The organism is Hwangdonia seohaensis, from assembly GCF_031932625.1.
GTDB lineage: Bacteria > Bacteroidota > Bacteroidia > Flavobacteriales > Flavobacteriaceae > Hwangdonia > Hwangdonia seohaensis.
In genome coordinates, this window is sequence record NZ_JAVSCK010000005.1 from 215,757 (window position 1) to 241,118 (window position 25,362).

General features: G+C 37.3%; 15 protein-coding genes. 6 read left to right on the plus strand and 9 right to left on the minus strand.

What is annotated here, in order from left to right:
• Position 1 precedes the first annotated feature (1 nt).
• The 6 genes from RNZ47_RS15510 (at position 2) to RNZ47_RS15535 (ending at position 10,302) form a co-directional block, all read left to right on the plus strand.
• The gene (locus RNZ47_RS15510; RefSeq protein ID WP_311942473.1) at positions 2-328 is read left to right on the plus strand and encodes a hypothetical protein; all 327 of its coding nucleotides are present in this window, start codon (positions 2-4) and stop codon (positions 326-328) included.
• 10 nt (positions 329-338) lie between these two features.
• Positions 339-2,039, plus strand: a complete 1,701-nt coding sequence (locus RNZ47_RS15515) for an eCIS core domain-containing protein (RefSeq protein ID WP_311942477.1) — start codon at positions 339-341, stop codon at positions 2,037-2,039.
• 4 nt (positions 2,040-2,043) lie between these two features.
• The gene (locus tag RNZ47_RS15520) at positions 2,044-6,729 is read left to right on the plus strand and encodes an eCIS core domain-containing protein (protein ID WP_311942481.1); all 4,686 of its coding nucleotides are present in this window, start codon (positions 2,044-2,046) and stop codon (positions 6,727-6,729) included.
• Positions 6,726-8,030, plus strand: coding sequence for a hypothetical protein (locus RNZ47_RS15525; RefSeq protein WP_311942484.1), 1,305 nt, complete (start codon positions 6,726-6,728; stop codon positions 8,028-8,030). The genes RNZ47_RS15520 and RNZ47_RS15525 overlap by 4 nt, the downstream gene beginning before the upstream one ends.
• A gap of 27 nt (positions 8,031-8,057) precedes the next feature.
• Entirely contained in the window at positions 8,058-9,386 is a 1,329-nt protein-coding gene (locus RNZ47_RS15530; RefSeq protein ID WP_311942487.1) for an ATP-binding protein, read from the plus strand.
• Between the two features lie 229 nt (positions 9,387-9,615).
• On the plus strand, positions 9,616-10,302 hold the full coding sequence (locus tag RNZ47_RS15535) for a LuxR C-terminal-related transcriptional regulator (RefSeq protein WP_311942490.1): 687 nt from the start codon (positions 9,616-9,618) through the stop codon (positions 10,300-10,302).
• 187 nt (positions 10,303-10,489) lie between these two features.
• Here RNZ47_RS15535 and RNZ47_RS15540 read toward each other — a convergent pair whose 3' ends face one another.
• The 9 genes from RNZ47_RS15540 to RNZ47_RS15580 form a co-directional block, all read right to left on the minus strand.
• Positions 10,490-12,148 (minus strand): alpha-amylase family glycosyl hydrolase, encoded by a 1,659-nt coding sequence (locus tag RNZ47_RS15540; protein ID WP_311942494.1) that lies wholly within the window; start codon positions 12,146-12,148, stop codon positions 10,490-10,492.
• Between the two features lie 38 nt (positions 12,149-12,186).
• The gene (locus tag RNZ47_RS15545) at positions 12,187-14,067 is read right to left on the minus strand and encodes an alpha-amylase family protein (protein WP_311942497.1); all 1,881 of its coding nucleotides are present in this window, start codon (positions 14,065-14,067) and stop codon (positions 12,187-12,189) included.
• A 69-nt stretch (positions 14,068-14,136) separates the two neighbouring features.
• Entirely contained in the window at positions 14,137-15,306 is a 1,170-nt protein-coding gene (locus RNZ47_RS15550; protein ID WP_311942500.1) for an alpha/beta hydrolase, read from the minus strand.
• 57 nt (positions 15,307-15,363) lie between these two features.
• Positions 15,364-17,316 (minus strand): glycoside hydrolase family 13 protein, encoded by a 1,953-nt coding sequence (locus RNZ47_RS15555; protein ID WP_311942503.1) that lies wholly within the window; start codon positions 17,314-17,316, stop codon positions 15,364-15,366.
• A 30-nt stretch (positions 17,317-17,346) separates the two neighbouring features.
• Positions 17,347-19,464 (minus strand): glycoside hydrolase family 97 protein, encoded by a 2,118-nt coding sequence (locus RNZ47_RS15560; RefSeq protein WP_311942506.1) that lies wholly within the window; start codon positions 19,462-19,464, stop codon positions 17,347-17,349.
• 37 nt (positions 19,465-19,501) lie between these two features.
• Positions 19,502-21,808: a maltose phosphorylase MdxK gene (gene mdxK / locus RNZ47_RS15565; protein WP_311942509.1), complete on the minus strand. Its 2,307-nt coding sequence runs from the start codon at positions 21,806-21,808 to the stop codon at positions 19,502-19,504.
• 80 nt (positions 21,809-21,888) lie between these two features.
• Positions 21,889-22,587, minus strand: coding sequence for a beta-phosphoglucomutase (gene pgmB, locus RNZ47_RS15570; RefSeq protein ID WP_311942512.1), 699 nt, complete (start codon positions 22,585-22,587; stop codon positions 21,889-21,891).
• A gap of 3 nt (positions 22,588-22,590) precedes the next feature.
• Complete coding sequence (locus RNZ47_RS15575; protein WP_311942515.1) at positions 22,591-23,952, minus strand: MFS transporter; 1,362 nt, start codon at positions 23,950-23,952, stop codon at positions 22,591-22,593.
• 154 nt (positions 23,953-24,106) lie between these two features.
• Positions 24,107-25,180: a LacI family DNA-binding transcriptional regulator gene (locus RNZ47_RS15580; RefSeq protein ID WP_311942518.1), complete on the minus strand. Its 1,074-nt coding sequence runs from the start codon at positions 25,178-25,180 to the stop codon at positions 24,107-24,109.
• Between the last annotated feature and the right edge of the window lie 182 nt (positions 25,181-25,362).

A 25,362-nucleotide genomic window follows, 5' to 3' on the forward strand; every position in this document is an offset into this window, starting at 1 on the left:
CATGGATTTTGAAAAACTATTAAAAGAGCTAAAAGAAGAAATTGTTGCCGATGCCAAAGATAAATTTGGAGAAGAAGGCAAGCTTATTGTTAGCGATATGAAAGATTATCTTAAAACTTCAGAAGAAAAACTAAAAAAGTGGGCAGGCCTTTTTATTGCCGGTGCCATTGATAAAGACGAGTTGGAGTGGTTGCTAAAAAGCCAAAAAGATCTGTTGGTAATGAAAGCACTTGTAAAAGCTGGAGTTAACAAAATAAAAGCGGGACACTATAAAAACAGAGTCATTAATATTGTATTAAATAAGCTTGTGGGACTCGTCGTTTTGTAAAAACATAACTATGTTTAGGTCGGCAATATTAGATAGGGCATATGCCAAACCAGGCAAATCATCTCCATTTCTACGGGAATCGGAGCATGAGGCTTTTATACAGCCCAAACTTAAAGTCGAAAAGCCCAATGATAAATATGATGTGGGCGCGGATGCGATTGCCGATAATTCTGTGCAAAGGGCAGAAGAGGAAGAGGTCTTGCAGACAAAATCAGAAAGAAGTACAAAGGGACACCCTCATATCGAAAAAACCTTGAACAGTTCAAAAGGAGGTGGAAACCCTTTATCCAATTCCGTTAAATCTGAAATGGAAACCGGTTTTGGGACCGATTTCGGTAAGGTGAACATCCATACAGATGCTAAGGCCATACAGATGAACAAACAGCTTAATGCACAGGCCTTTACCCATGGTAACGATATTTATTTCAATCAAGGGAAGTACAATCCTTCCTCATCACAAGGCAAACATTTATTGGCCCATGAGTTAACGCATACGGTACAGCAGGGAGCCGTTAACACCAGTGTACAGCGCAAACTCACCGTGGAGGACGAATACCCACAGGGCCATATAACAGAAGTAGGCGAACGATCGGGGGCTGGGAAATTGATAGGTGAAGACCCATCCAAAGCCCTTTCCAACCAAGACCGACTTGATTTGGTTAAAACGCAATTGGGTAAATTAACACCACATTTTGAGGTAAAGGGCTCGGGAGAAGTACGACCCACTTCAGAAAAGACAAAATCGGAAAACGAATTGGCTAAAGATGCTAAGGCCACCGCTTCGTGTTGCCTTAATGTATTGACAAGAAAAAAGTCAACAAATGATTGGCAGATATTGATAACCGACCATTTATTTCCTCATACAGATGATAGCAGACATAAAATAATCATCAATTCCAACAAAAGCCCTTTTGAACTGGGTTTCCACAATAAAGCTGGAGAAAAGGTTTCTTATAAGAGCCACCCAGAACGTGTTCTGGGGCACGAATTGTGCGGTCATGCAGCCATGCAAGAAATAGATGCCCATGCCGAAGGAAAGCGTGCCGTAACCAACGTTCATGACTCTACAATTAATATTGAAAACGAGATAGCAAAAGAGAGCCTTGGTTTAACGGACGAAAAACTTCAGAGAGGCCATGCAGGAGACGGGCCACATAAAGGGGAATCCTTTGGTCATTCACAAGTTATCGATTTCGAATTCAACAAATCGGAAATCGATAAAAAAGGAAAGGAAAAGTTGAAGCTTATCTCAGATATGGTAAGGATTTTTGACCTTTTCGTCGAGATTCGAGGACATTCGGATAATGTGGGCAGCGAAAAGGCCAAACAGGACATTAGTGATGCCAGGTCTTTTAGGGTTCTTAAATTTCTAACGGATTTAGGTGTTTCCGATAAAGCTTCGGTAAATGTCGGTGCACCAGGGGAAAATAATGTAATTAAGGTCAAGCGGTTTTTACGTAAAGGCATGTCGGACAAAGAACCTCGAAAAGAGAATGGCGCCGTTGTCGAACAGAAAGATTTAAGACGGGTAGATGTAATTGTTGCTTCTTTTCCGGCTGGACTTTCCAAAATTCGTGCTGATATTCCTAAAAGCCAAAAAGTAGAATTGGCTAAATTCGATGACGTAAAAGAACCGCCCAAGGTTAAAGGCCTCAGGAAAGGGACCCCCTGTGAACAATTGTTGGTAGAAAAAGCTTTCCCAAAACCTTAAATTAATGTTTACTGCAAAACAACATAATGGGCCACAAAAAACCTCAAGCACACTTTTTGCATCTGCGGGCAATTCCTTTATACAGCCCAAACTAAATATTGGAAAGCCTAACGATAAATACGAAAAGGAAGCCGACCAAGTTGCCGATAAAGTGGTAAACAAAACCAGTATGTATGGTAAGTCTCCGTTTTTTTCTCCATTAACGACTATTCAAAAGAAGGACATCCAAAAACAAGAAGACACCGAAAGTATTCAAGAGAAACCTATTGCAGAAACCATAACTCCAGTGGTTCAGTTAGAGACCGCCGAAGAAGAGGAGACCATCCAAGAAAAATGCCACAACTGCGAAGACACTGATACCATTCAGAAATCAGAAAACGACGAAGAAGAAAACGTACAAGCCAAGGCTGAAAAACGAACCAATTCCTTTGCAAATCTAGGAAGCCGAATCCAACAAAACCGAGGAAAGGGCAAGCCGCTTGATAAACCTATTTTGTCCAAAATGCAACATGGCTTTGGGGCAGACTTTAGCGGTGTTAAAATCCATACGGATTCACAATCGGTAGCCATGAATCGCGATCTTGGCGCCAGGGCATTTACCAATAAAAACGACATCTTTTTTAATGAGGGCGAATTCAATCCGCAATCAAAAGACGGACAAACATTATTGGCCCATGAGTTAACACACACTATTCAGCAAGGAGCTTCCACACGCATGAAGCCTGATGTTCAAAAGAGTGAAAGGGTGGTTGATATGGCAGAATTGATTAAGCAAATAATTCTCAGTAATCAAGAACAAAAAGACGCATTCGACCCCACAAAAGCTAACAAAACTCGGAAAGATGCCGCTGAAAAAGGAATTGAAGCGGAAGAACTGGCGAATTCTAAAATACCTGAAGTTATCCCTTCGGAACCCGATTTACCAGAAACCGATGTGGACACCGAAACCCCAAGAGTTGCAATACCCATCCCTAAAGAGCCGGATGTTGTGGTGCCATCATCTCAAAAAAAACAAGAAACATCTTCACCGTCAGAAAATATACCAAAAGAATCCGTTACCGCTACCGAGTCAACGAAAGCTTCTTCAAATGATGCCGCTAACAAAGCATCAGATGTAAACCCCGTTGTTTCTACACCAGCACCAATTAACAATTCAAATAATCAAAATGAAGAAGGTGGCGAAACCTTAAAATACTTAGAGAAAGAAAGTGCAGGCGTGTGTGCAAAAGGTGCTGAAAAAGCACAAAAATTAGCGGATAATGAATCGGCGCATGATACTGCTAAAGACAAAGCGGATCAAACCAAGGTTGCGGTGGTACCACCCGAAAACGAAGGACAATCAAGAGGGAACGCAGACCAGGTTAAAACACTTGAAAAGGCTCAAGCTCCTAAGTCTAACGACCAGATTATTAAACGAGAAATGGACAAAGCCATCTCTGATGCTGTGCCTAAAAAAATAAAAGAACTCAATGAGTTTGAATCGGAGAAAAGAGCGCAAGTCATAGGCAATAAAGTTTTGGCGAGCACAGCAAAACAGGTTGGTGAAGTTAAGGGCACTTATAATGAAATAGAAAATAAAGCCGATGCCCAAGAAAGTGATACCCCTGTAGTTTTACCAAATATCGAACAATCACCAAACACCCCTACGCTAAACCTAGGCAAGGGAGCTGTTCCGTCGGTGCCTCAGGAACAAACCGATTTGTCCAATTTTGAAGAAGAAGCCGATGGTATTTATGAAAAAGAAGGCATTTCGCAGGAGATGCAAGCTGAATTTGAAAATGTAGATAGTGGTGATATTGCTGAGGCGAACAAAGAGAAAAGCGTATTGAAAGACAAGGTAGCCGATGCGCCTTCGAGCTTACAAAATTTTGCAACACAAAAGCAAAACAAGGTTGAAACCGAGCTTCAGGCTGAAGAAGCAGTGGTTAAATCTTCAATGACAGATAAAAGGCATAAAGAATTGCAAAACGCTAAATCCAAACAGGTTAAATCCAAAACCGATATGGAGAAAAAACGTGAAGCCGTAACCAAATGGATAAACGACAGATATACAAAAGCAAAGGATTTTGTTGCCGATAAACTGAGTAAACTCGAAACACAAGCGCTAACCAAATTTGATGCCGGCCAAAAATTACATGCCATACAATTTGAACAAAATGTGAAGCGTCGAGTAAATGCCTGGAAATCCGATCGCTATTCCGGGTTTTGGGGCGGTGCAAAATGGCTAAAGGATAAAATTGTGGGCATCGATCATTTTCCGGAGATCAAAGCAATTTTCACCACAGAACGTGCCACTTTTGTTAAAGCCATTGATCTTTTGATTTTGAATATCAATCAAGAAAACGAAAAAACAATTCAGTTTTGCAAAGACGAAATTTCCAATGCCAAAACCAGCATTCAAGAATTTATCGATAAACTCGGTCCCGAACTTATTGATGTTGGTGACAAGGCGCAGGAAGAGACAACAAAAAAACTTGCAGAACTTGATAATCACATAGAAAAAGAGAAGAAAAAACTACAACAAAAATTATGTGATAAAAAGGACGAAGCCATAAAAGCCATTGATAAGAAGATTGAAGAGATGAAAGCGGAAATGAGCGGATTGGTAGGTAAATTAGGTGCCTTATTACTTTATGCTGCCAAAAAGTTCTTTAAATGGGCCATTTCAAAAATTGGCGGAAGTGCCGATAAGATCATTTCGGTATTGGATAAGGGCGCTATTGTTCTTAAAAAACTATTTACAGACCCCATTGGTTTCTTCAAGAATTTAGTGAAAGCTGTAGGAGGTGGTATAAAAGGCTTCGTTAAAAACATTGTCTCCTGGCTTAAAAAAGGCCTGGTAAGTTGGCTCATGGGGCAAATGGGCGATAGTGGTTTAGAGTTGCCCAAAAAGTTTGATATGAAAGGCATTGTATTCTTGGGGCTTCAGGTAGCGGGCCTTACATGGAATGTTATTCGCGCTCGCATCGTTAAGTCCCTTGGGCCAAAAGGAGAAAAAATCATGTCGGTCGCAGAAAAAACGGTAGATGTTATAAAACGTGTTATTACCGAAGGGCCTATAGCACTTTGGAATATCATTATGGAAAAGGCCGGTGAGATTAAAACCAAGGTTATGGAAGGCATTCGCAATTGGTCTATTACTCAAATCATAAAGAAAATGTCTTTTAAATTACTGAGTATGCTCAATCCCGCAGGAGCCATTGTGCAGGCCATAGTATTGCTTTACGATGTGGTTATGTTTTTTATTGAAAACTGGAACCGTATTGTAGATTTTGTAAAATCTGTATTTGATTCCATTGGAGAAATTGTGAATGGCGCCTTAGGTAAAGCTTCTCAGTTTATAGAGAATACACTTGGCAAAACAGTACCTATTATATTGTCGTTTGCCGCACGATTTGTTGGGCTTTCGGGAATTGGAAAAGCCATACGTAAAGTTATTGAGACCATCCAAAAACCTTTTAAAAAGATTTTGGACAAGATGATTAAGTTTTTGGTTAAACAAGTTAAAAAGCTATTTAAGTCTGGAAAAGCCAAGGTTAAGGGAGCTGTGGCGGCGGTTTTTCAATGGTGGAAAAAGAAAAAGAAGTTCACTAACAAAGGAAAGGAAGAACATGAGTTAAGTTTTAGAGGAACTGGCTCTAAAGCTAAATTATTCATTGCAAGCGACAATCCACAGGATGTGATACAATATATTGAACAACAAAAAAAGAATCCTAACGCGGATAAGGACACATTGAAAACTGCCAAGAAAATCCTAAACAAAAAATTATACGTGAATATAAAGGGATCGAAAAAATCATCGAGTGAAAAGGCAGAAAAGAAGAAAATGAAGGAGGTAACCAATTCTTTGAACGATATCAGTGAAGCATTAAGCAAATTAGCAGGAAATCCATCGAAACCCGATAATGTCAACTATAATTATTCGGGCGACAAACCTACTAAAGTGTCGGTTGATAAGCTTCATAACAATTCCAAAAACAAAAATGGGACAAAGCCAAAAACGAGCAAGAATTCTGGAACAACTGGTTGGAAAGAGATAAAAGAAGGAGGGTTGTCGAAAATATCTGATAAATGGGTGCAAATGCACTTAATAAACATGAAGTTCGGCGGGCCAGGGGAACCAAAAAATCTCGTGCCAGGGCCAAATAGTATCAATAAAGGAGCCAAACAAGAGCGATTCGATTCATCCGTCAAAAAGCTCCTTCAATCTGGTGGAAAAACTACAGATAGTGTGGTGTGGATAAATGCTGACTTATCTTATCGTAATGGTACTGTCGCTGACAACAACGGTAATCAGATAGACCTATCAAAGTTTGGAGATAAATTAAAATTGGAAGCTGGCTTGCATGTGCCTGAAGGCAACAATTGGGATAAAAAATCATCAAGTAAAATAAAAACTAACATAACTATCCCAGAGCCTGATTTCAAGAAAAAAGATAAAATCTCGTTGAATAATTCCACTGGAACTAATATGAAAAATTCTGGCATTTCACTTTTTAATAGTTCTAAAACCAGTTATGCCAGTTCACTTATTAGTTTCATAAAGAGAGAAAGACCTTTTAATAAATGGAAAGGTTTTATTGATAAGTTGATGGTATTTGCCAGAAAATCATCTTCTAATGTGCCACTTACAGATGTCAATAGTATTTATAATATATTAAAAAATAATAAAGGGGTGAAGCTTAAATGAACAATCGAAAAAAAATAAAAGAAAAGTTATTGAAAAACTTACTTACAGATTTCGATAGTATGGGTATATCGATAATACCTCCTGACAGTAAAGTTGCTGTTAAAAAATTAGAGAAGAGGATTTTGGGCTCATTGAATGAAACCTTAAAAGAATTTTATTCTCAATGTGATGGCTATATGTTGAACTGGCAAGGAAAATTGGATGGCTTTAAAATTAAAGGACAGACATCGATAAGACCTGTTTCTATTTTAGATAACTTGAGTATTGGTAACAACAAAGTTCTGTCGTTCTCAAACCTTGAACATGCTCCGAATTTTTCGATTGATTCGTTGATGATTTTCGACATAATAGACAATTTGGGCAATTATGTATTGCTGCGAATTGACGTTGACAATTCCTCATTGTACTTATATACATACGGTAAGAAACTGAATAAAATGGATTTAACAATTGCCGAGTATTTATTAAAAGCTGAGGATTATTTTGGAACAGAATTATGGCAACAGTTCTATATTGAAAAGGCTGATAATATTTCAAATTACTATTGCATTTATAAAAACAACATAACTTTTTATCAACATTTATTGGAGCCAAATGAATTTAAACATGTTAAAGATTCAGTAAAAAATATTTTAGAGAAGTTTAATATTTCAAACATCAATTTCAACTATAAAAATGCAATTAATGACAAACTGGAAGCACTAAAAAAGCAAAGCACATTTTATTTATCTGAATTTAATTTGGGAACCAATGTCAGTGCCAATAGTTTAATGAAAGCCCAAGAATCGATTTGTCAAGCCCTCCCACAGCCAATGATAGATTTTTATGCCCAAATCAATGGGCTAGAAATAGAATGGGAGATAAACAACATTTCTGGAAATTTGAATTATCTATGCTTGGAAGAAATTTATGGAGGAAATGAATGGTATAATGAAAATGATTGGAACAAAACCAATTATCATAATGCTATTATCTGGATAGGTGAAGACCCTAATGACGAATTTTATCAAATCTCGAGAGAGCTTCGACCTTTAGAAATATTCAGTGGAGATTCAAGCTATGTTGGATTCAGGTTTAGTGACGCAAATATTTTTGAGATTTATTATGCATTCAATAGAGATGAGTTAATAAAGCTGCCAATTTCAATAGAAAAATATCTTCACTTAAATATTCGTTTGTTCGGACTTGAAGGTTGGCAAGAATATTATCGCTCAGGAAAACATGCTAAAATAGGTGAGGACTATTTAATAGACCATATTAATACAATCTTTCCTGATTTTAAGATTGAGGAATTTCATTAATATGACATTAATTAATTTCGATATGTAATGAACCAAACCACAGAAAAAAACACCAACAAAACATTAGCCTACCTAAAACGTGTTATCCAATACCGCTTAGATAGCGAATACGGGAACTCCACACCCATACCACCAAAAGCGGTAACCATTGAAGATTCCTTACTTTCAACTTTTATTTCAACCCATAACCTAACCGAAACAGAAACCATAATCCTGCTTATCGCTTTAGTTCCGCACATATCTCCAAATTTTTTTAACACAATCATTTCAGAATACTTGCCCAAAGGCGGCGAGTTTCCAGAATTTGGCGGTATAAAGGGAAAAAATCATCGAGGGATATTACCAACTGGAGAAACCGTGCAATTCATTATAGCGGGTAACGATATAGAAAAACGCAATGCATTGTGTAACCTATTTAGCGAAGACCATGTATTTGCCAAAGCTGGCATCCTTTATCTTGACGATGTCCCTAAAGGCGAACCGGTAATGAGCGGTCGGCTGATTATTGAAACCGAGTTTGTACAGTTACTCACAACAGGCACTGTTTTAAAACCAAAAATGTCCAGCGATTTCCCAGCGCAACGTATCGAGACCGATTTGGTGTGGAAAGATCTTATCCTTAACAAAAAAACTCTACAACAAATAAAGGAAATAGAAACTTGGCTTCAATATAACGATATTTTGCTTAACGATTGGAACATGAAAAGCCGTATAAAACCTGGCTATCGTGTTATGTTTCACGGGCCTCCTGGAACTGGTAAAACCTTAACCGCCAATTTACTTGGTAAATATACACAACGCGATGTGTACCGCATTGACCTTTCATTGGTAGTCTCAAAATACATTGGTGAAACCGAAAAAAACCTATCCAAACTTTTTGACAAGGCAAAAAGTAAGGATTGGATTCTGTTCTTTGATGAGGCCGATGCCATCTTCGGGAAACGAACCAACGTGCGCGATGCCCACGACAAATATGCCAACCAAGAGGTTTCGTATTTACTGCAGCGCATCGAAGCGCATCCGGGGTTGGTAATTTTAGCATCTAATTTTAAAAGCAATATAGATACGGCGTTTACAAGGCGGTTTCAGTCTATGATTGAATTTGAACTGCCAACGTCCATCGAGCGTTTGGCTCTTTGGAAAAATAATTTGCCGTCCAAGATTACCGTTGAAAAATCAATGGATTTGGATGAACTTGCCAAAAAATACGAAATCACCGGCGCTAATATTGTAAACGTAATCCAATATGCCTGTTTAAAAACCATTTCAGAGGACAATAAATCCATTTTAAAATCGCATATTCTTGAGGGCATAAAAAAAGAATACCAAAAAGAAGGCAAATCTCTGCACCTGTAATTTTTTATTATAATATTTGTTCAAGTAGTTGTAAGTCAGTATATTTACACTCATGTTTGGGTTGGTTTTTGGAGAATTTTACAGACTAGCTTTTCAAAACATGAAATTTCTCTCAACTTTATTTTAGATTTCCCTATAAATCTACAAATTATTACAACTGATTTAATAGCTTAAAAATTAAGAATGCTTTGTTTTTTCAAAGCCATTTGCTAGTTGTAAATTTAATTTTATGAGCCCTAAAGGTAACCATACCGCACTTAATCGTTTTAGTAATAAATCTGACCAATGTAAAATTTCAGATTTAACCAAAGCCTGCGATTGCCTTGATAATTTACAGATAGCGATTTATCAACTTAATATTGAAAAGTTCATTTACAGTAATTTGGCTTTAAAAAGAATTTTAGGAAACCACGCTACTGAAATTATAAATAAGAGTTGGGATTATTGGTTTGATATGGTGAGTGATGACGAAGTTTTGTCGGTGAAAAATAAAGTAAATAACTTTTTCTCAATGCCTTACATCAATGCACCTTATGTTTTAAAGTATCATATTATAAATGAAAACGGCAAAAGAATTTTGTTAAGACATGAATTATTACTTCATTATTTGGAAGGTAATGTTTTAGCTATCAATTATTTTTTTGATATCACCGAAAAGGAAAAAATTGAGGATTACTTTAAGCTAGCCAATAATACAGCTAAAGATACTTATGAAAAAAAGAACTTGATTTCGCCAAGGGAAGAAGAGGTGTTAAAACTGGTAGCCGATGGATTTTCGTCTAAGCAAATTGCCGATAAGCTTTTTATAAGCAATCATACGGCCATAACACACCGTAAAAACCTCATTGAAAAGTTTAAAGTAAAAAATACAGCTCAATTAATTAAAAGGGTGTCAAGAAATATAGAATTATGGTGATTTACCCTTCAAAAGATTAACTAAATTCTAATTCAAAAAATTGAGGCTATCCAAAAAGTCAATGTCCATTCTAAATATCGCATTGAGCGCAGTCGAAATGCTTTGGTTTTCAGAATATTAAAAATGATATTATGCTCAGTTTGACACGGGACAATCACTTTTCAGACAACCTCATTAAAACTTGAAATCATTTAGCTTTTTCCAACAACACGATATCGTAAGTTGTGTTTAATGTTATCACACCTTTATTTACTGTTGCGGTTTTACCACTGTAAGCATCGTATAAAATATCCGCGTCTTTAAAAACTTTAGAAACCTCTAAAACTTTTTTACCCTTTGGCAAATCTAAACCGATAACGACCAAATCGATAAAATTATCTTTTGAAAAACTTCTGCTAAACAAATAAGGTGTTTTCGAAATCATTTGATGATTTCCTGCGCCCACAGCGGGATGATTTGCTCTAAATTGTCCTAATTTTTGCCAATGATATATAATGTTTTTGGTTTCGGAATCTTTTTCAATAGCCGTCCAATTCATATTAGAACGCAACGTGGCATCGCCCACTGTACCTTCAATGATCAATGAACGTGCCGATTCATCGCCGTAGTATATTTGAGATGTTCCCGGGGCAAGTAGCAGTTTTGTTGCTGTTTCGAAAGGTTTGTTGCGAGCAGCATCAAAAGGTTGCCCGTCATCGTGCGACGACAAATAGTTTACCGTGCCGTATCCTTTTAAATCGTTATTTAAGTAGTTTGAATAATTAGCAAACAAGGTTTCGTAATCTTGTTGTGAAGCATTCCATTTGAATTGAAAATTGATGAGACTTTGAAAAGCATGATCAAAATAATCTACTTTTTTATCTCCAAAATCGAAGTATTTTCCTGTATTAATGCCGTAATTATAAACCTCGCCCAATAAATAAAATTTATTATCATCTAAAATATTATCGGGATTTTGCTTTTTGAATGCCGCGAACGCATAGTCGCATTGGGTTTTAAATTCTTGCCATACATATTCCTCAACATGCTTAACCGTATCGACCCGATAACCATCAATTCCAAATTCCGTGATGTAATCGGTCAACCATTTCATGATGTAAAATCGAGGCGCTCTCGGGTATCCCGTTCTTGTAAAAAAGGCATCGAGTTCAGCTATTTCCTGTTCGTAGCGACCTTCTGATTTCCATTTTTTAACCAGTTGTGGTGGCAGTTCAACGGCATCATTGCTTTCTGTTTTTATATCCGGAAGATTTTCTACTAGGGTACAGGTTATGGTATTTTTGTAGCTATCGTAAGTACAATTAGGCTCGGTGCGCACCCAACTTGATGGCCAAACAGGGTCTTTTTCAGTAACAGGTCCGGTGTGATTGATAACGGCATCCAATAAAATCCGGATACCATTTTTATGGGCGACTTGCACCAGTTTTTTTAAATCTTCCTTGGTCCCGAAATTGGGGTCGATGGCAGTCCAGTCTTTAGTCCAATAGCCATGAAAGCCATAGGTAGCACCAGTACCTTCGTCTGTTCCACCATGAATTTGTTCTACAATTGGCGTCATCCAAATGGCATTAACGCCTAAATTGGTAAAATAGCCAGATTCGATTTTTTGAGTAATGCCTTTTAAATCGCCACCTTCAAATCCGCGAAGTTTGCCCGTTTGCTTTGTTCTGTTAAAATTAATATCGTTGGATGCATCGCCATTGTTAAACCGATCGGTTAAAAGAAAATATATGTTTGCCGATTCCCAAACAAATGGCGTTTTCACTTTTTCTTTTAATGTGTTTTCTTTTGAATTGTTACAATTAAAAAAAACAAAAAAGGATATTAAGATTAATACATACTTCATTTTGTTTGCGTTTTTAAAACCTCGAAGGTCTGATTAACTTATTTGATTTTTAATATGAAAGATTCCAAAGCATTTACATTTATATTAATGGTGGCGTGGTCTTCTTCAATCATTAAATTTCTTGAAAACTGATTGTATAACTGGTCTTCAACTTTGTAATTGGCTTCGCTCAAATTCCACGATTCAATGATGTTTTTTGGAATTTTTAAGTTGAAGGAATGGCTGCTTTTGGTATCAAAATTTGAAATTATAATGAGTTTTTCAGTAGCGCTCCAACGCACAAATGATAGGACTTTGTCGTTATATCCAGAAGTGTGCTTTCTGTTGTACCAATGAATATCTTCATACTTATCGGTAAGAGCCGAACTGGTAATGGTAAAGTTTAATAAGCGCTTATAAAAATCCCGTAATGCTTTTTCTTCATCAGTTAATTGCCCGCCATCAAATTGTTTGTTGTTCATCCAGCGTTGGTGTGCCGGTACGCCGATATAATCGAAAATCGAGGTACGTGAAGGTTTGCCAAATCCAGCATCTTCAGAGCCATCTTCTCCCACTTCCTGTCCAAAATAAATCATGGTTGGCGAGGTGCTAATGGTAGCGGAAACCACCATGGCAGGCTTGCCTTTTTCGGCACTTCCAGCAAAACCTGGACTTGCAATACGCTGCTCATCATGATTTTCAAGAAAGTGAAGCATTTGGTGTTCGATATCTTTTAAATCATCAATTATGGGTGGGATATGATCTGTTTTACCTCGCCCTTGCATCACGCTTTTTATGGTATCGTATAATTGGACTTTGTCGTATAAATAATCCATTTTCCCTTTATGAATATAAGCTCTATAAAGTGTGGGATTATAAACTTCGGCCAATAGAAAAGCATTGGGTTTTTTCATTTTTATTGCCGAATTCATGTAGCTCCAAAATTCAACCGGTACCATTTCAGCCATGTCGTAACGAAAACCATCAACACCCATATCGATCCAATACAATGCAATGTTTTTGAATTTTGTCCACGAATTCGGCACCGTTTTATCTTGCCAAAACTGAAAGTGTTTTTTATAATCTTCATTTTCAAACCCATTGGGAAGGGTGTCAAAATCTTTTCTTCCATCGGGGCTAACGCCATAATTGATTTTTACGGTTTCGTACCAATCGTTCATTTTGGGTTGCGATAATCGAGACCCGTTACCTGTCCATTTTGCAGGAACTTCATCAAACTCACCATCTTCCAATGGATGTGTTTCGTCGCCTAATGGCGAATAACCGTGCTCCCAATTGGGAACTTTAAAAGCTTCGTTTGTGTTGTAATAAAAATTATTATTTACATGATAAACAACGGATTTATCGTCGGATGCACCAAAATCCTCCACACCTTTTGGATTGGTTAAACTTTGGTAATTACGAGCCACATGATTGGGTACAATATCAATAATCACCTTTAAACCAGCGTTATGGGAACGTTTAATTAGGGCTTTAAATTCTTCTAATCTGTGCTGTGGGTTTTCGGCTAAATCTGGATTAACATTGTAGTAATCCTTTACGGCATAAGGCGAACCTGCTCTCCCTTTTACAACGTCGGGATCGTCATTTGAAATGCCATATTCGGTGTAGTCTGTAATCACACCATGGTGCGGTACGCCTGTGTACCAAATATGTGTTACGCCCAAATCCTTTATTTCGCGGAGTGCTTTGTCTGTAAAATCGTTGAATTTGCCAACACCGTTTTCTTCAATCGTTCCCCAAGGTTTGTTGGTTGTATTTGTGTTTCCAAACAAACGTGTAAATACTTGATAGACGACTTTTTTACTTTTTAACCCTTTTTTGTTTGTTGTTGATTCTGCAACTTGGTTAGCTTCTTTTTTACATCCCATTACTATCGAAAAAAGGAGCATTATAATAAATATATTTTGCTTACTCATGCTGCTCTTTTTAATTTTTTTATTGATTTATTTCTTTTAAATTGTTCCATATTAATAAGCATAAATTGGTTATTCGTTAACAAACAACCAAGAAACAGCTTGCTTAAATTCGGTTTTCCAAAACGATTCGCTGTGCGTTCCATTTGGCACTATTTTTTTATGGATATGCTCTGGTAAAAATCCGTTGGACTGCATCAGTTCAACCATTTTATTGGTGCCATTTACCATTTCTTCGCCTTCTTTTTCCCCAACTAAATAATAGAACTTTGAATGGTTTGGTTGCTCTTTTGTAAACTGAAAACTAGTTTCGGCATACCAAAACGATGGGGAAAATACAGCGGCTTTTCCAAATATATCGGGCCTTTTTACTGCTGCGTAATGCGCAAACAAACCGCCCATTGATGATCCGGAAATACCCGTATTTTTGTTATCGGTTTTGGTTCGGTAAACGCGGTCGATTTCTGGTTTTAAGTGGTTTACCAAAAACTCTAGATACTGTTCACCTTCGCCTTTGCCATACTTTTTATTGTCCCAGGCTGAATATTCATTTATGCGTTTATCTCCACCGTGGTCAATAGCTACAACTATAAGTCCAAACCCAGTTTCATCAAATATTTCATTTAAGGTTTCATCGGCTTCCCATTCGCCACTGTACGAGGTTTTTTCATCAAACACATTTTGGCCGTCTTGCATGTACAAAACAGGATAACGTGCTTTGGCCGATTGGTAATTTGGTGGTAAATACACGCTTATTTTCCGCTTTCGTTGCAGTTGTGGTATTTCAAAATTTTCAGCGAAAACATGCACGTTTTTGGACGCTGTAGATGCTTTGCTTTTTTGATTTGGATGACTCCAATTAACAATATTTACTAAAACCGTATCCCTGGTTTTTATAAAAGAATGGGTTCGGTTTTCTATGGGATTACCGTTGATTTTACACTCTACTTTGTCCCAATGTCCTAATGTGAATTTATAGCTTATAGTTTTAGCTTTTTTTGTAATGCTTATACTATATTGATTGTTTTTTTTATGGAGTTTGAATGGTGCTTTGCCACCAGACCAACCTTCGAAATCACCAGAAATGTAAATATCGTCATCAAAATTGTGAGCTTCTGGCAGGTCGTTAATTACAAACGTAACAACCGCTTTATCCGATAGCACCGTATCATCTTGTTTTTTCTTATTTGAACAAGACAAAAATGCCATGCTTAAAAATAGGACGATAAGTTGCTTTTTCATTCTTTATTTCTCTCAGACCCAGACCTGTCAGGTTTTTAAAACCTAACAGGTCTTTTATTATAATTTTGTACTTAAAATGGTGCTTCCTTTTTCATTCAATAAAAGACTGTCTTTCCATACTACTTTAGCATCCGTAATAACATTAACCAAGGTTTTTTCCGTTAAACCCATTTCCTCAAATCTGTGTAAATCCAATTGTGTTGGTTCTTCATTTTTATTTAAAATATGCACTACAGTTTCATCTTCAAAAACCCTGAACATCACATATACGCCTTGTTCCGGAGCAAAATGAATGGTTTTCCCCTCGTGGATGGCTTTACTATGTTTTCTGTAATTCAACATGTTTTTAAGGAACAATTGCATGTCCTTTTGCTCATCAGTTAGCCCTTCGCCTGTAAAGGCATTAACGGTATCGTTTGCCCAACCGCCAGGGAAATCGGAACGGATTAAACCGTGGTCTCCGGGGTTATCAAAATCGTGCATTAGTATTTCCGTACCGTAATAAATCTGAGGGATTCTTGGTAAAGTCAGCACATAGCTTAAAGCCATTTTGGTATTTGTAACATCGCCTTTTAGCTGTGTAAAAATGCGACTCATATCGTGATTGTCTGAGAAAATCATAAAATCTTGTGGGTTGGCATAATGAAAATCGTTAGCCAAACCTTCATATATTTTAACGAAGCCTGTGTCCCATGATTCCTCTTCATTTAAAGCTTCAACAATTAATCGTTGCATGGGGAAATCCATCGGGGATTTTAAATTCGATTTGTAACCATCCCTATTATTAGCACCATCTTGCCAATATCCAACTATTAATGGATTTAAACTCCACTCTTCGCCAACAATGTTAAAGTTTGGGTATTCGTGCATGATTGCACCCGCCCATGTACTCATAAAATGTTTATCGGGATAAGGATAGGTGTCTTGACGAATACCGCCTAAGTTTACAGTTTCAATCCACCAAATACTGTTTTGAATGGTGTATTTAGCCATAAACGGGTTGCGTTGATTCAAGTCTGGCATCGCCGAGACAAACCAACCCACATTCATGTTTTTTTTGTCTTTTTTTGAGGCATACATATCTTGGTTTACGGTTCGCCTATGATTGGTGGTAATACTTTTGTCGCCGCTCCAATCATCTCTATTTTTTTCATAGTTTTCTTGATAATTTATCCAATCTTTAAAAGGTAAATCTTTCATCCACCAGTGTTCCAAACCACAATGATTGGCGACTTGGTCCATGATTAATTTCATGCCTTTTTCAGACATTTTTGAGGACAAGGTTTTATAATCTTCCAAGGTGCCGTAGCGCGGATCGACCTGATAATAATCGGTAATGGCATATCCATGGTATGAGCCTTGAAACATATCATTGGTTAATAACGGACAGGACCAAATGGCTGTAAATCCTAAATCGTCAATATAATTTAAGTGGTTTATAATGCCTTGAATATCTCCGCCGTGGCGTGCATAATCATCGGTTCTGTCAATGGTTGTTTCGCGCAAGGTTTTGTTGTTATCGTTCGTAGGATTTCCGTTTGAAAATCTATCGGGAGTAATCAAATAAATGGCATCACTACTGTTAAACCCTACATAATCTTCAGGATTTTTTTCTCTGGATTTAAGCTCATAAGTATAAACCAAATCGTCATGGTTTTCTTGTTTAAAAGCGATATTGAATTTGCCTGCTTTTGTGGTTTCAGAAATATTCAAATCTATAAACAGATAATTTGGGCTATCTGCTTGATTCACCTTTTCAATAGAAACGCCGTGATAAGAAATCTCTGGAGTCCATTTTGAAATATTAGGATGATGCACCAAAAGTTGTAATGATGAATCCTTAAAGCCTACCCACCAATTAATAGGCTCAATGCGGTTAATATCGTGCTTTTCAATTATTGAATTGTTTTTATCAACCTCATTTTCAGTCATATTACTTTCTTTTTTACAAGATAAATTTAAGCTAAATACACATAGCAACCCAACTGTTATGGCATAGATATTAGTCATTTTATTTTTAAGATAGTAGCCCATGAGAATTTAATTTATAGGTTTAATGCTTATGGCGTATCCACCGGCAGGAACTGATGTTAACGATAGTTTTGATTTATTGGTTACCTTTTTGGTTGTAATGGTATAAGCTTGCGGATTGGTTTTGTAGTGCGCATCTTTAGCATCGGCATAAATAGTTGCTGTATATTTTTTTCCTTTTTCAAGGAAATCCAACTTGATGTTTGATGTTCTTTGATGGTTGCCATTAACATTGCCAACAAACCAATGGTCACTCCCTTTTTCCTTTCGGGCCACGGTAATGTAATGTCCGGGTTCTGCCTCTAAATATATGCTTTCGTCCCAATCAATGGCCACATCTTTTATAAACTGAAAAGCGTCCATAAACTGCTCGTAATGCTCAGGTAAATCGGCCGCCATTTGCAACGGGCTATACATGGTAACGTACAAGGCCAATTGGTTGGCAATGGTACTGTTTACATGCGAATTGTTATTAGGGTTAAGTTTGCTAATGTCCATTTCGAAAATCCCTGGCGTGTAATCCATGGGGCCACCAATTAATCGTGTAAATGGCAAAATGGTAACGTGGTTTGGTTTTGAGCCACCAAAGGCTTGAAATTCTGTGCCTCGTGCCGATTCGTTGCCAATTAAATTGGGGTATGTTCTACTAATTCCCGTTGGTCGAACCGCTTCGTGGGCGTTCACCATAATTTTATAATCCGCCGCTTTTTCAATGGCATATTGATAGTGGTTTACAACCCACTGGCTGTAATGGTGCTCGCCTCGTGGCAATATATTGCCCACATAACCACTTTTAACAGACTCATAACCGTTATCGTTCATAAATTGATAAGCCTTGTCCATGTGGCGCTCGTAATTGCGTACCGATCCGGAGGTTTCGTGATGCATCATCATTTTTACACCTTTGGATTTCGCATATTTATGAATTTCCTGAACATCAAAATCTGGATATGGCGTAACAAAATCGAACACGTAATCTTTAGATTTTCCGAACCAATCTTCCCAACCTTCGTTCCAACCTTCAACTAAAACGGCATCAAATCCGTGTTCCGAAGCAAAATCGATATACCGCTTAACTTTGGTGTTGTTCGCAGCGTGCGTTTTGTTAGGTTTTACTTTGGTATAATCGGTAACACCCAATTGAACCGAAGGCAAATCATTGGTATAGGCCCACGAGCTTTTTCCGGTGATCATTTCCCACCAAACACCAATATATTTTACAGGTTTAATCCATGATGTGTCTTCAATTTCACAAGGGTCGTTTAGGTTTAACGTTAATTTTGAAGCCAAAATATCCCGAGCGTCATCGCTTACCATTATGGTTCTCCAAGGGGATTTGCATGGGGCTTGCATATATCCTTTGTCGCCAACGGCATCAGGGGTTAAGTGCGATTGGAAAATCAAATTTTCTTCATCTAAATTTAAGTGCATACACGAGTAATCGATTAAAGCGGCTTCATGCAGGTTGATGTACAGACCTTCGGAAGTTTTCATCATTAAAGCAGTTTGCACGCCTGTTTTCGAAAATTGTTTTTGAGAGGCGTTATCGGTAACGGCTGCATCAAAATTATCGCGTATTGCGGATAGTTTGGATTCGGTGTAATCGTACTCTTGGGTGTCGTAATCTCCGGGAATCCAAAATGCGGTATGGTCGCCCGTCATGGCAAATTGTGTTTTTTCTTCTTTTATGATGAAATACACCAGGTTTTCTTGCTGTGGAAACTCATAACGAAACCCTAATCCTTCATTAAATAGTCTAAAACGAATCAGCATCATTCTATCCGTTTCGTTTTGTTTTAAGTGGATGGCTAACTCGTTGTAATGGTTTCTGATTTGTTTTTCTTCGCCCCAAACCGGTGTCCACGTATCATCAAAAGTTGCTGTTTCGGTTTTAAGAATGGTGAAATCATTCAACAGTGATTTTTCATCGTTTTTAAGAGCCAAACCTAAAGCGCTTGGATTTATAACCGCCTTGTTTTTATAGCTTAGTTGATAGGTTGGCGTACCATCATTTTTAAGCGAAAACTGCATGGTCAATTCACTGTTCGGTGATTGTAAGGTTTGCGAATAGGCTATGTTGAAAACTGAAAATAAAACCGTAAAGCTTAATACAAATAATGATTTCATCTTTTTAAATTTTTATGTTATTGTGTTTAAATATAATCTATACAGCTTGTAACTGTTTGGTTGTAAGCAATATAGACTTGTTGTTTACAAGAATTTCGAGCTCGCTGCCGCTTAAAATTTCAAAATGGGTTTGTTTATGGCCAATATCTACTTTTAAAATATGGTTTCTAAAATTGATTTTAAACGAATAGGCCTCCCATTGCTTTGGTATTTTTGGTGTAAACGACAGTTTGTTGTCTTTAATGCGCATACCCCCAAAACCTTCAACAATACTCATCCACGTACCTGCCATTGATGTAATGTGCAAGCCTTCGTGTACTTCGTGATTGTAATCGTCTAAATCCAATCGCGAGGTGCGTAAATAAAACTGATACGCTTGATCCATTCTGTTTAGTTTAGCGGCTTGAATGCTGTGCACACAAGGCGATAGTGAACTTTCGTGAACGGTAAAAGGTTCGTAAAAATCGAAATGACGCTCTAATGATTCTGTAGTAAATTGATCTTCAAAAAAGTAAAAACCCTGTAAAACATCGGCTTGTTTTATATACGGTGAACGCAGGATCCTGTCCCATGACCATTTTTGATTTATAGGGCGCTGCGATTTATCTAAACTTGAAACCGCAATGAGTTCTTTATCTAAAAAGCCATCTTGTTGTAAATACACTTGGTGCTTTTCGGAATACGGAAAATACATGTTATCGGCAACGGTTTTCCATTGCTCTATTTCAAGTTTATCAAGTTTTAGCTTATCTATAATTCTAATATAATCAGCTGGATACTCAAGCATTATTTTTTCGATGTTTTCAATTGTATAACTAATGCACCACTGGGCAATATAGTTGGTGTACCAATTGTTGTTTACATTATTTTCATATTCATTTGGCCCTGTAACACCCAAAATAACGTACTTGTTTTTATCGGTTGAAAACGAAGCGCGCTGTTGCCAAAAACGTGCAATTCCTATAAGCACTTCCAAGCCTTTTTCGGGGATATAACTATAATCTCCAGTATATCTGTAGTAATTGAATATAGCAAATGCAATGGCACCGTTTCGATGGATTTCCTCAAATGTGATTTCCCATTCGTTATGGCATTCTTCACCATTCATGGTTACCATAGGGTACAAGGCTGCACCGTTTTTAAAGCCTAATTTTTCGGCGTTTTCAATAGCTTTTTCCAAATGATTATAACGGTACTCCAATAAATTTCTGGCTACTTTTTCATCTTTAGTCGCCATGTAAAAAGGAATACAATACGCCTCGGTATCCCAATAGGTACTGCCGCCATATTTTTCGCCTGTAAACCCTTTAGGGCCAATGTTTAATCTGGAATCTTTACCCAAATAGGTTTGGTTGAGTTGAAAAATATTAAAACGAATACCTTGTTGCGCTTTTACATCGCCAGTAATATTGATGTCTGCGCGTTCCCAAATGTTCGCCCAAGCTTCTTTTTGCTTTTTTAACAGCCCATCAAATCCCAAGGTTATAGCTTTGTCTAAAATTTGTTTAGACACTGAGACCAATTCGGTTTTATCGTAGTTTCTGTCTGCAACGTAACCTCCGAATTTTTGAATGGAGTAGGTTTCGCCTTTTTTTACGTGATGGTTATAATCAAAAGAAATATAATTATGTTCTGAATTGATATCAGGGTTTAAAAACAACCCTTTATTATTTAGATAGACCTTGGATTCCATAAATGTGGAAACATAAAAAAACGTTTTCATGGTTTTCGTTTCAATAAAAGCCCGATTATTTTCGTGACTGACCTTTAAGATATCCCAAAATTTATCGTCCCAATTGGTGTCTTCGTTTGTAATACCGCCGTCCAAATAGGGTTGAAATTGAATTTGGGCATCGTTATTTATTGGTGTGATATGATATTCTATAGCGCCTAATTCTTCCAAATCTAAACTTAGAAATCGTTTGGTTTTAACCTCTATTTGAATGTTGTTCTGTAAAGTAGCCGTAAAACTTCTTGACAACCAACCTTCTTGCATGTTAAGTTCCCTTTTGAAGTTGTCAACCTTTTTGCAGGTAAACAAATCCAATTGCTCGCCATTAACAGACACGTTTATACCAATCCAATTTGGTGCGTTAAGTACTTTGGCAAAATATTCGGGATAGCCATTTTTCCACCAACCTACTTTGGTTTTATCGGGGTAATACACACCGGCTATGTAACTGCCTTGAAACGTTGGTCCGGAGTAATGCTCTTCAAAATTGGCACGTTGCCCCATAGCACCATTACCAATGCTAAATATACTTTCGGAAGATTTAACACGATGTGTATCGAAACCTTCTTCAATGATGGACCAGCTATCTGGTTTTATATAATCTTGATTCATTTTATTTTAGATGATAGAGAATAGACATTAGGTCGGTTTGCTATTAAACCCCACTAACTAATGACCCTATTTCTCCAATATTATTTGTTTTCTATTTTCTCTACTCTTTGTTCTTTTTTCTCTTTTATTGTACTGAGCTCTTTGATGAAATCTGAACTAATTTCGGTTAAATCCTTAAAATTAAAATCGGCTTTTTGAAGCGTTTGTTTATCACCAATCCCAATGGAAATCATATTGGCAGCATTTGCCGCTTCAACACCCGCGATGGCATCTTCAAAAACAATGCATTTTTCCGGTTTTAGTTTTAGCATTTTTGCTCCCAATAAAAACACTTCGGGGTCTGGTTTTGCTTTAGAAACACTGTTCCCGTCAACAATTCCAATAAACCTCTCAAATAAATTTACTTTCTTTAAAATTAATGTCGCATTCTTACTTGCAGAACCCAATACATATTGAATTCCCAAACCATCCAAAGTATCTAAAAGCGCTGTTACACCCGGAAGAATTTCTTCAGGCCCCATTTTGGTGATATAGCTTAAATAATCTTCATTTTTGCTAATTAAAATCTCTTGCTTTTTTTCTTCTGAAAGCTTAATATTTCCTATGTCCAGAAGAATTTCCAAAGACCTTACGCGACTAACCCCTTTAAGCAATTCGTTATGTGTTTCGGTAAATTCGAAACCCAAATCATCCGCGAGGTGTTTCCATGCTAAAAAATGGTATTTTGCGGTGTCTACAATAACACCGTCCAAATCGAATATGATTCCTGTTTTGTTCATTTGTTAAGATTGAATTACATCGTCAACATCCTTGACCTTATAAACTAAAGATGCCGCGATTAAAAAGCTTACGCCACTCATCATTAGGGCATATACGGCATGATTGTCATAGGCATATTTTACAAGCGGGCCGCCAATTAAAGCGTTGATTATTTGGGGGATAACAATAAAGAAATTAAAGATCCCCATGTAAACACCCATTTTCTTTGGGGAAATCGAGCCAGCTAAAATAGCGTAGGGCATAGCCAAAATACTTGCCCAAGCAATACCAACGGCAATCATGGAAACAATTAGCCAATTTTCATCTGGCATAATGTAAATGGATAGCAAGCCCAAACCACCCACAATTAACGATATGGAATGCGTTTTTTTACGTCCGATTTTCTTAGCGATATAAGGCAGTGCAAAAGCATAAAATGCAGAAATTAGGTTATAAACCCCAAACAGAATCCCTACCCAATCTCCGGCATCTTGATAGGTTGAGCTGCTACTATCGGTATGTGGCAACCCGTAAATGTGTTGCGCAATTGCCGGTGTAGCAAATACCCACATGCCGAAAAGTCCGAACCAAGAAAAGAATTGCACCCAACTTAATTGGCGCATTGTTGTTGGCATTTTTTTGAAATCCTCAAAAATATCCATCAAACTGGATTTTACCTCGTCACCATCAGTACTTATAGTATCAGCGTGTTTTTGTTCATCTTCAAAATTTGCTAATTCTTCGGGCGAATATTCCTTAGTTGTTAGTACGGTTACTAAAATTGAAGCGATTAAAATGATAGCGCCAATAATAAAGGACAGGATTAAATTATATGGCACAGCGCCCTCGACGGTTTCATTAGAAACACCAAACCAATTGGTTAAAGCATAAGGCAACCACGAGCCAATAACGGCTCCAAAACCAATGAGTGCCGTTTGCACGCTAAAACCCAATGTACGTTGGTCTGTTCTTAAGTTATCGCCAACCAAAGCGCGAAATGGCTCCATGGCAATATTGAACGATGCATCCATAATCATGAGCATGCCTGCGCCAACCCAAAGTGCGGGTAAAAAGGCAATAAACATATCGGCCTGTGGCATTAATACCAAACCAATAGATGCTAAAATGGCACCCACCAAAAAGAATGGTTTACGCCTGCCAAATCTTCCCCAGGTTTTATCGCTATAATGCCCAACGATGGGTTGAACAATTAAGCCCATTAAAGGCGCAATTATCCAAAACCATGATAGTTCATGAACATCGGCTCCGAAAATTTGAAGTATTCTACTGGCGTTGGCATTTTGGAGTGCAAAACCCATTTGTATTCCCAAGAACCCGAAACTCATGTTCCAAATTTCCCAGAAACTTAATCTACGCTTTTCCATTAATAGTATATTTAAATTAATACTATTTCGATAAGCGATAACTTATCAAAACTTATTGTGAGAAGTGAAAATATAAGTTTTGAATCGGCATCAAAGATATAAAAGAATTTTATTATTCCTAATAATTTTTTTGATTCAATAGGATGTTACGAAACTATTTAGTTGATTCTCTTTCAATAATATCGGTTTCGATTACAACTTTTATAAAGTCTGATTTTTTATCGCCATTTTTAAAATATTGGGGACTTTCTGTATCTGATGCTTCCAGTCTGTCTATCAATAAATTTGCGGCCTGTTCGCCAATTTTCTGACCGTGCTGGCTTACCGTTGTTAAACTTGGTGTGGCATGTTTTGAGAGTACGCCATCGGTAAAACCAATAACCTGAACATCCTCGGGAATACTAAGCCCCAACTTTCTTGCCACCTTCATCGCGGTTACCGCGTAAAGTTCGTTAACGGCAAAAACACCATCAATGTTACCATTGGATTTAAAGAACTGTTCTATTTCTTGTTCCAAACCTTCAAATTGATTTTCCACATCCAAACTATCATCAATTTTCAATATCAAATTAGGTTCTGCAATTATTTTATTTTGCTCCAATGCTTCAATATAGCCTTGGGTTCTCAACCGCCCCACACTTACGTAGTCCATAGTGGTTATTAGCGCAATGTTTTTACAGCCGTTTTCAATAAGCTTTTTTACGGCTTTAACCGACCCGTTAAAATCGTCGACAATAACTTTGTCGCAATCCACTTCATTAACAACCCTATCAAACATAACAATGGGCATGCCTTGGTTTATGGTGGCATTAAAATGGTGGTAATCTTGTTTGAGCAACGTTTCTTTTGAAATGGAGAGAATAAACCCATCTATACTACCATTGGCAAGCATCTCCATATTGATGATTTCTTTTGCAAACGACTCGTTGGACAACCCAACAATAACGTTATAACCCCTTCTGTTGGCCACGCGTTCTATGCCTCGAATAACGGTAGAGAAGAAGTGGTGCACGATTTCGGGTATTAAAATCCCAATGGTTTTTGTTTTTCTGTTTTTTAAGCTGAGCGCAATGTTGTTGGGTTTATAGTTGTAAAATTTGGCGAATGCCTGAATTTTTTGGGTGGTCTCTTCGCTAATTTCTTTACTGCCACTAAGTGCTTTTGAAACGGTTGAAATGGAAACATCCAATTCGCGTGCTATTTGTTTCAGTGTAATTTTTCTTTTCATGAGAATCTGTTAAGGAGATTTTGGTGCTATGTAATTAAGTTCTTAAAGATATTACATTATTTTATAATCGTTCATTCTTGCACATTTTTCAGTATATGATAAAAAACATAAAAAGTTGTTAACACGAAAACGTTTTCGCTGAGAATTTCGTAATCCAAAATTGTTTTCTTATCAAGAGTTTG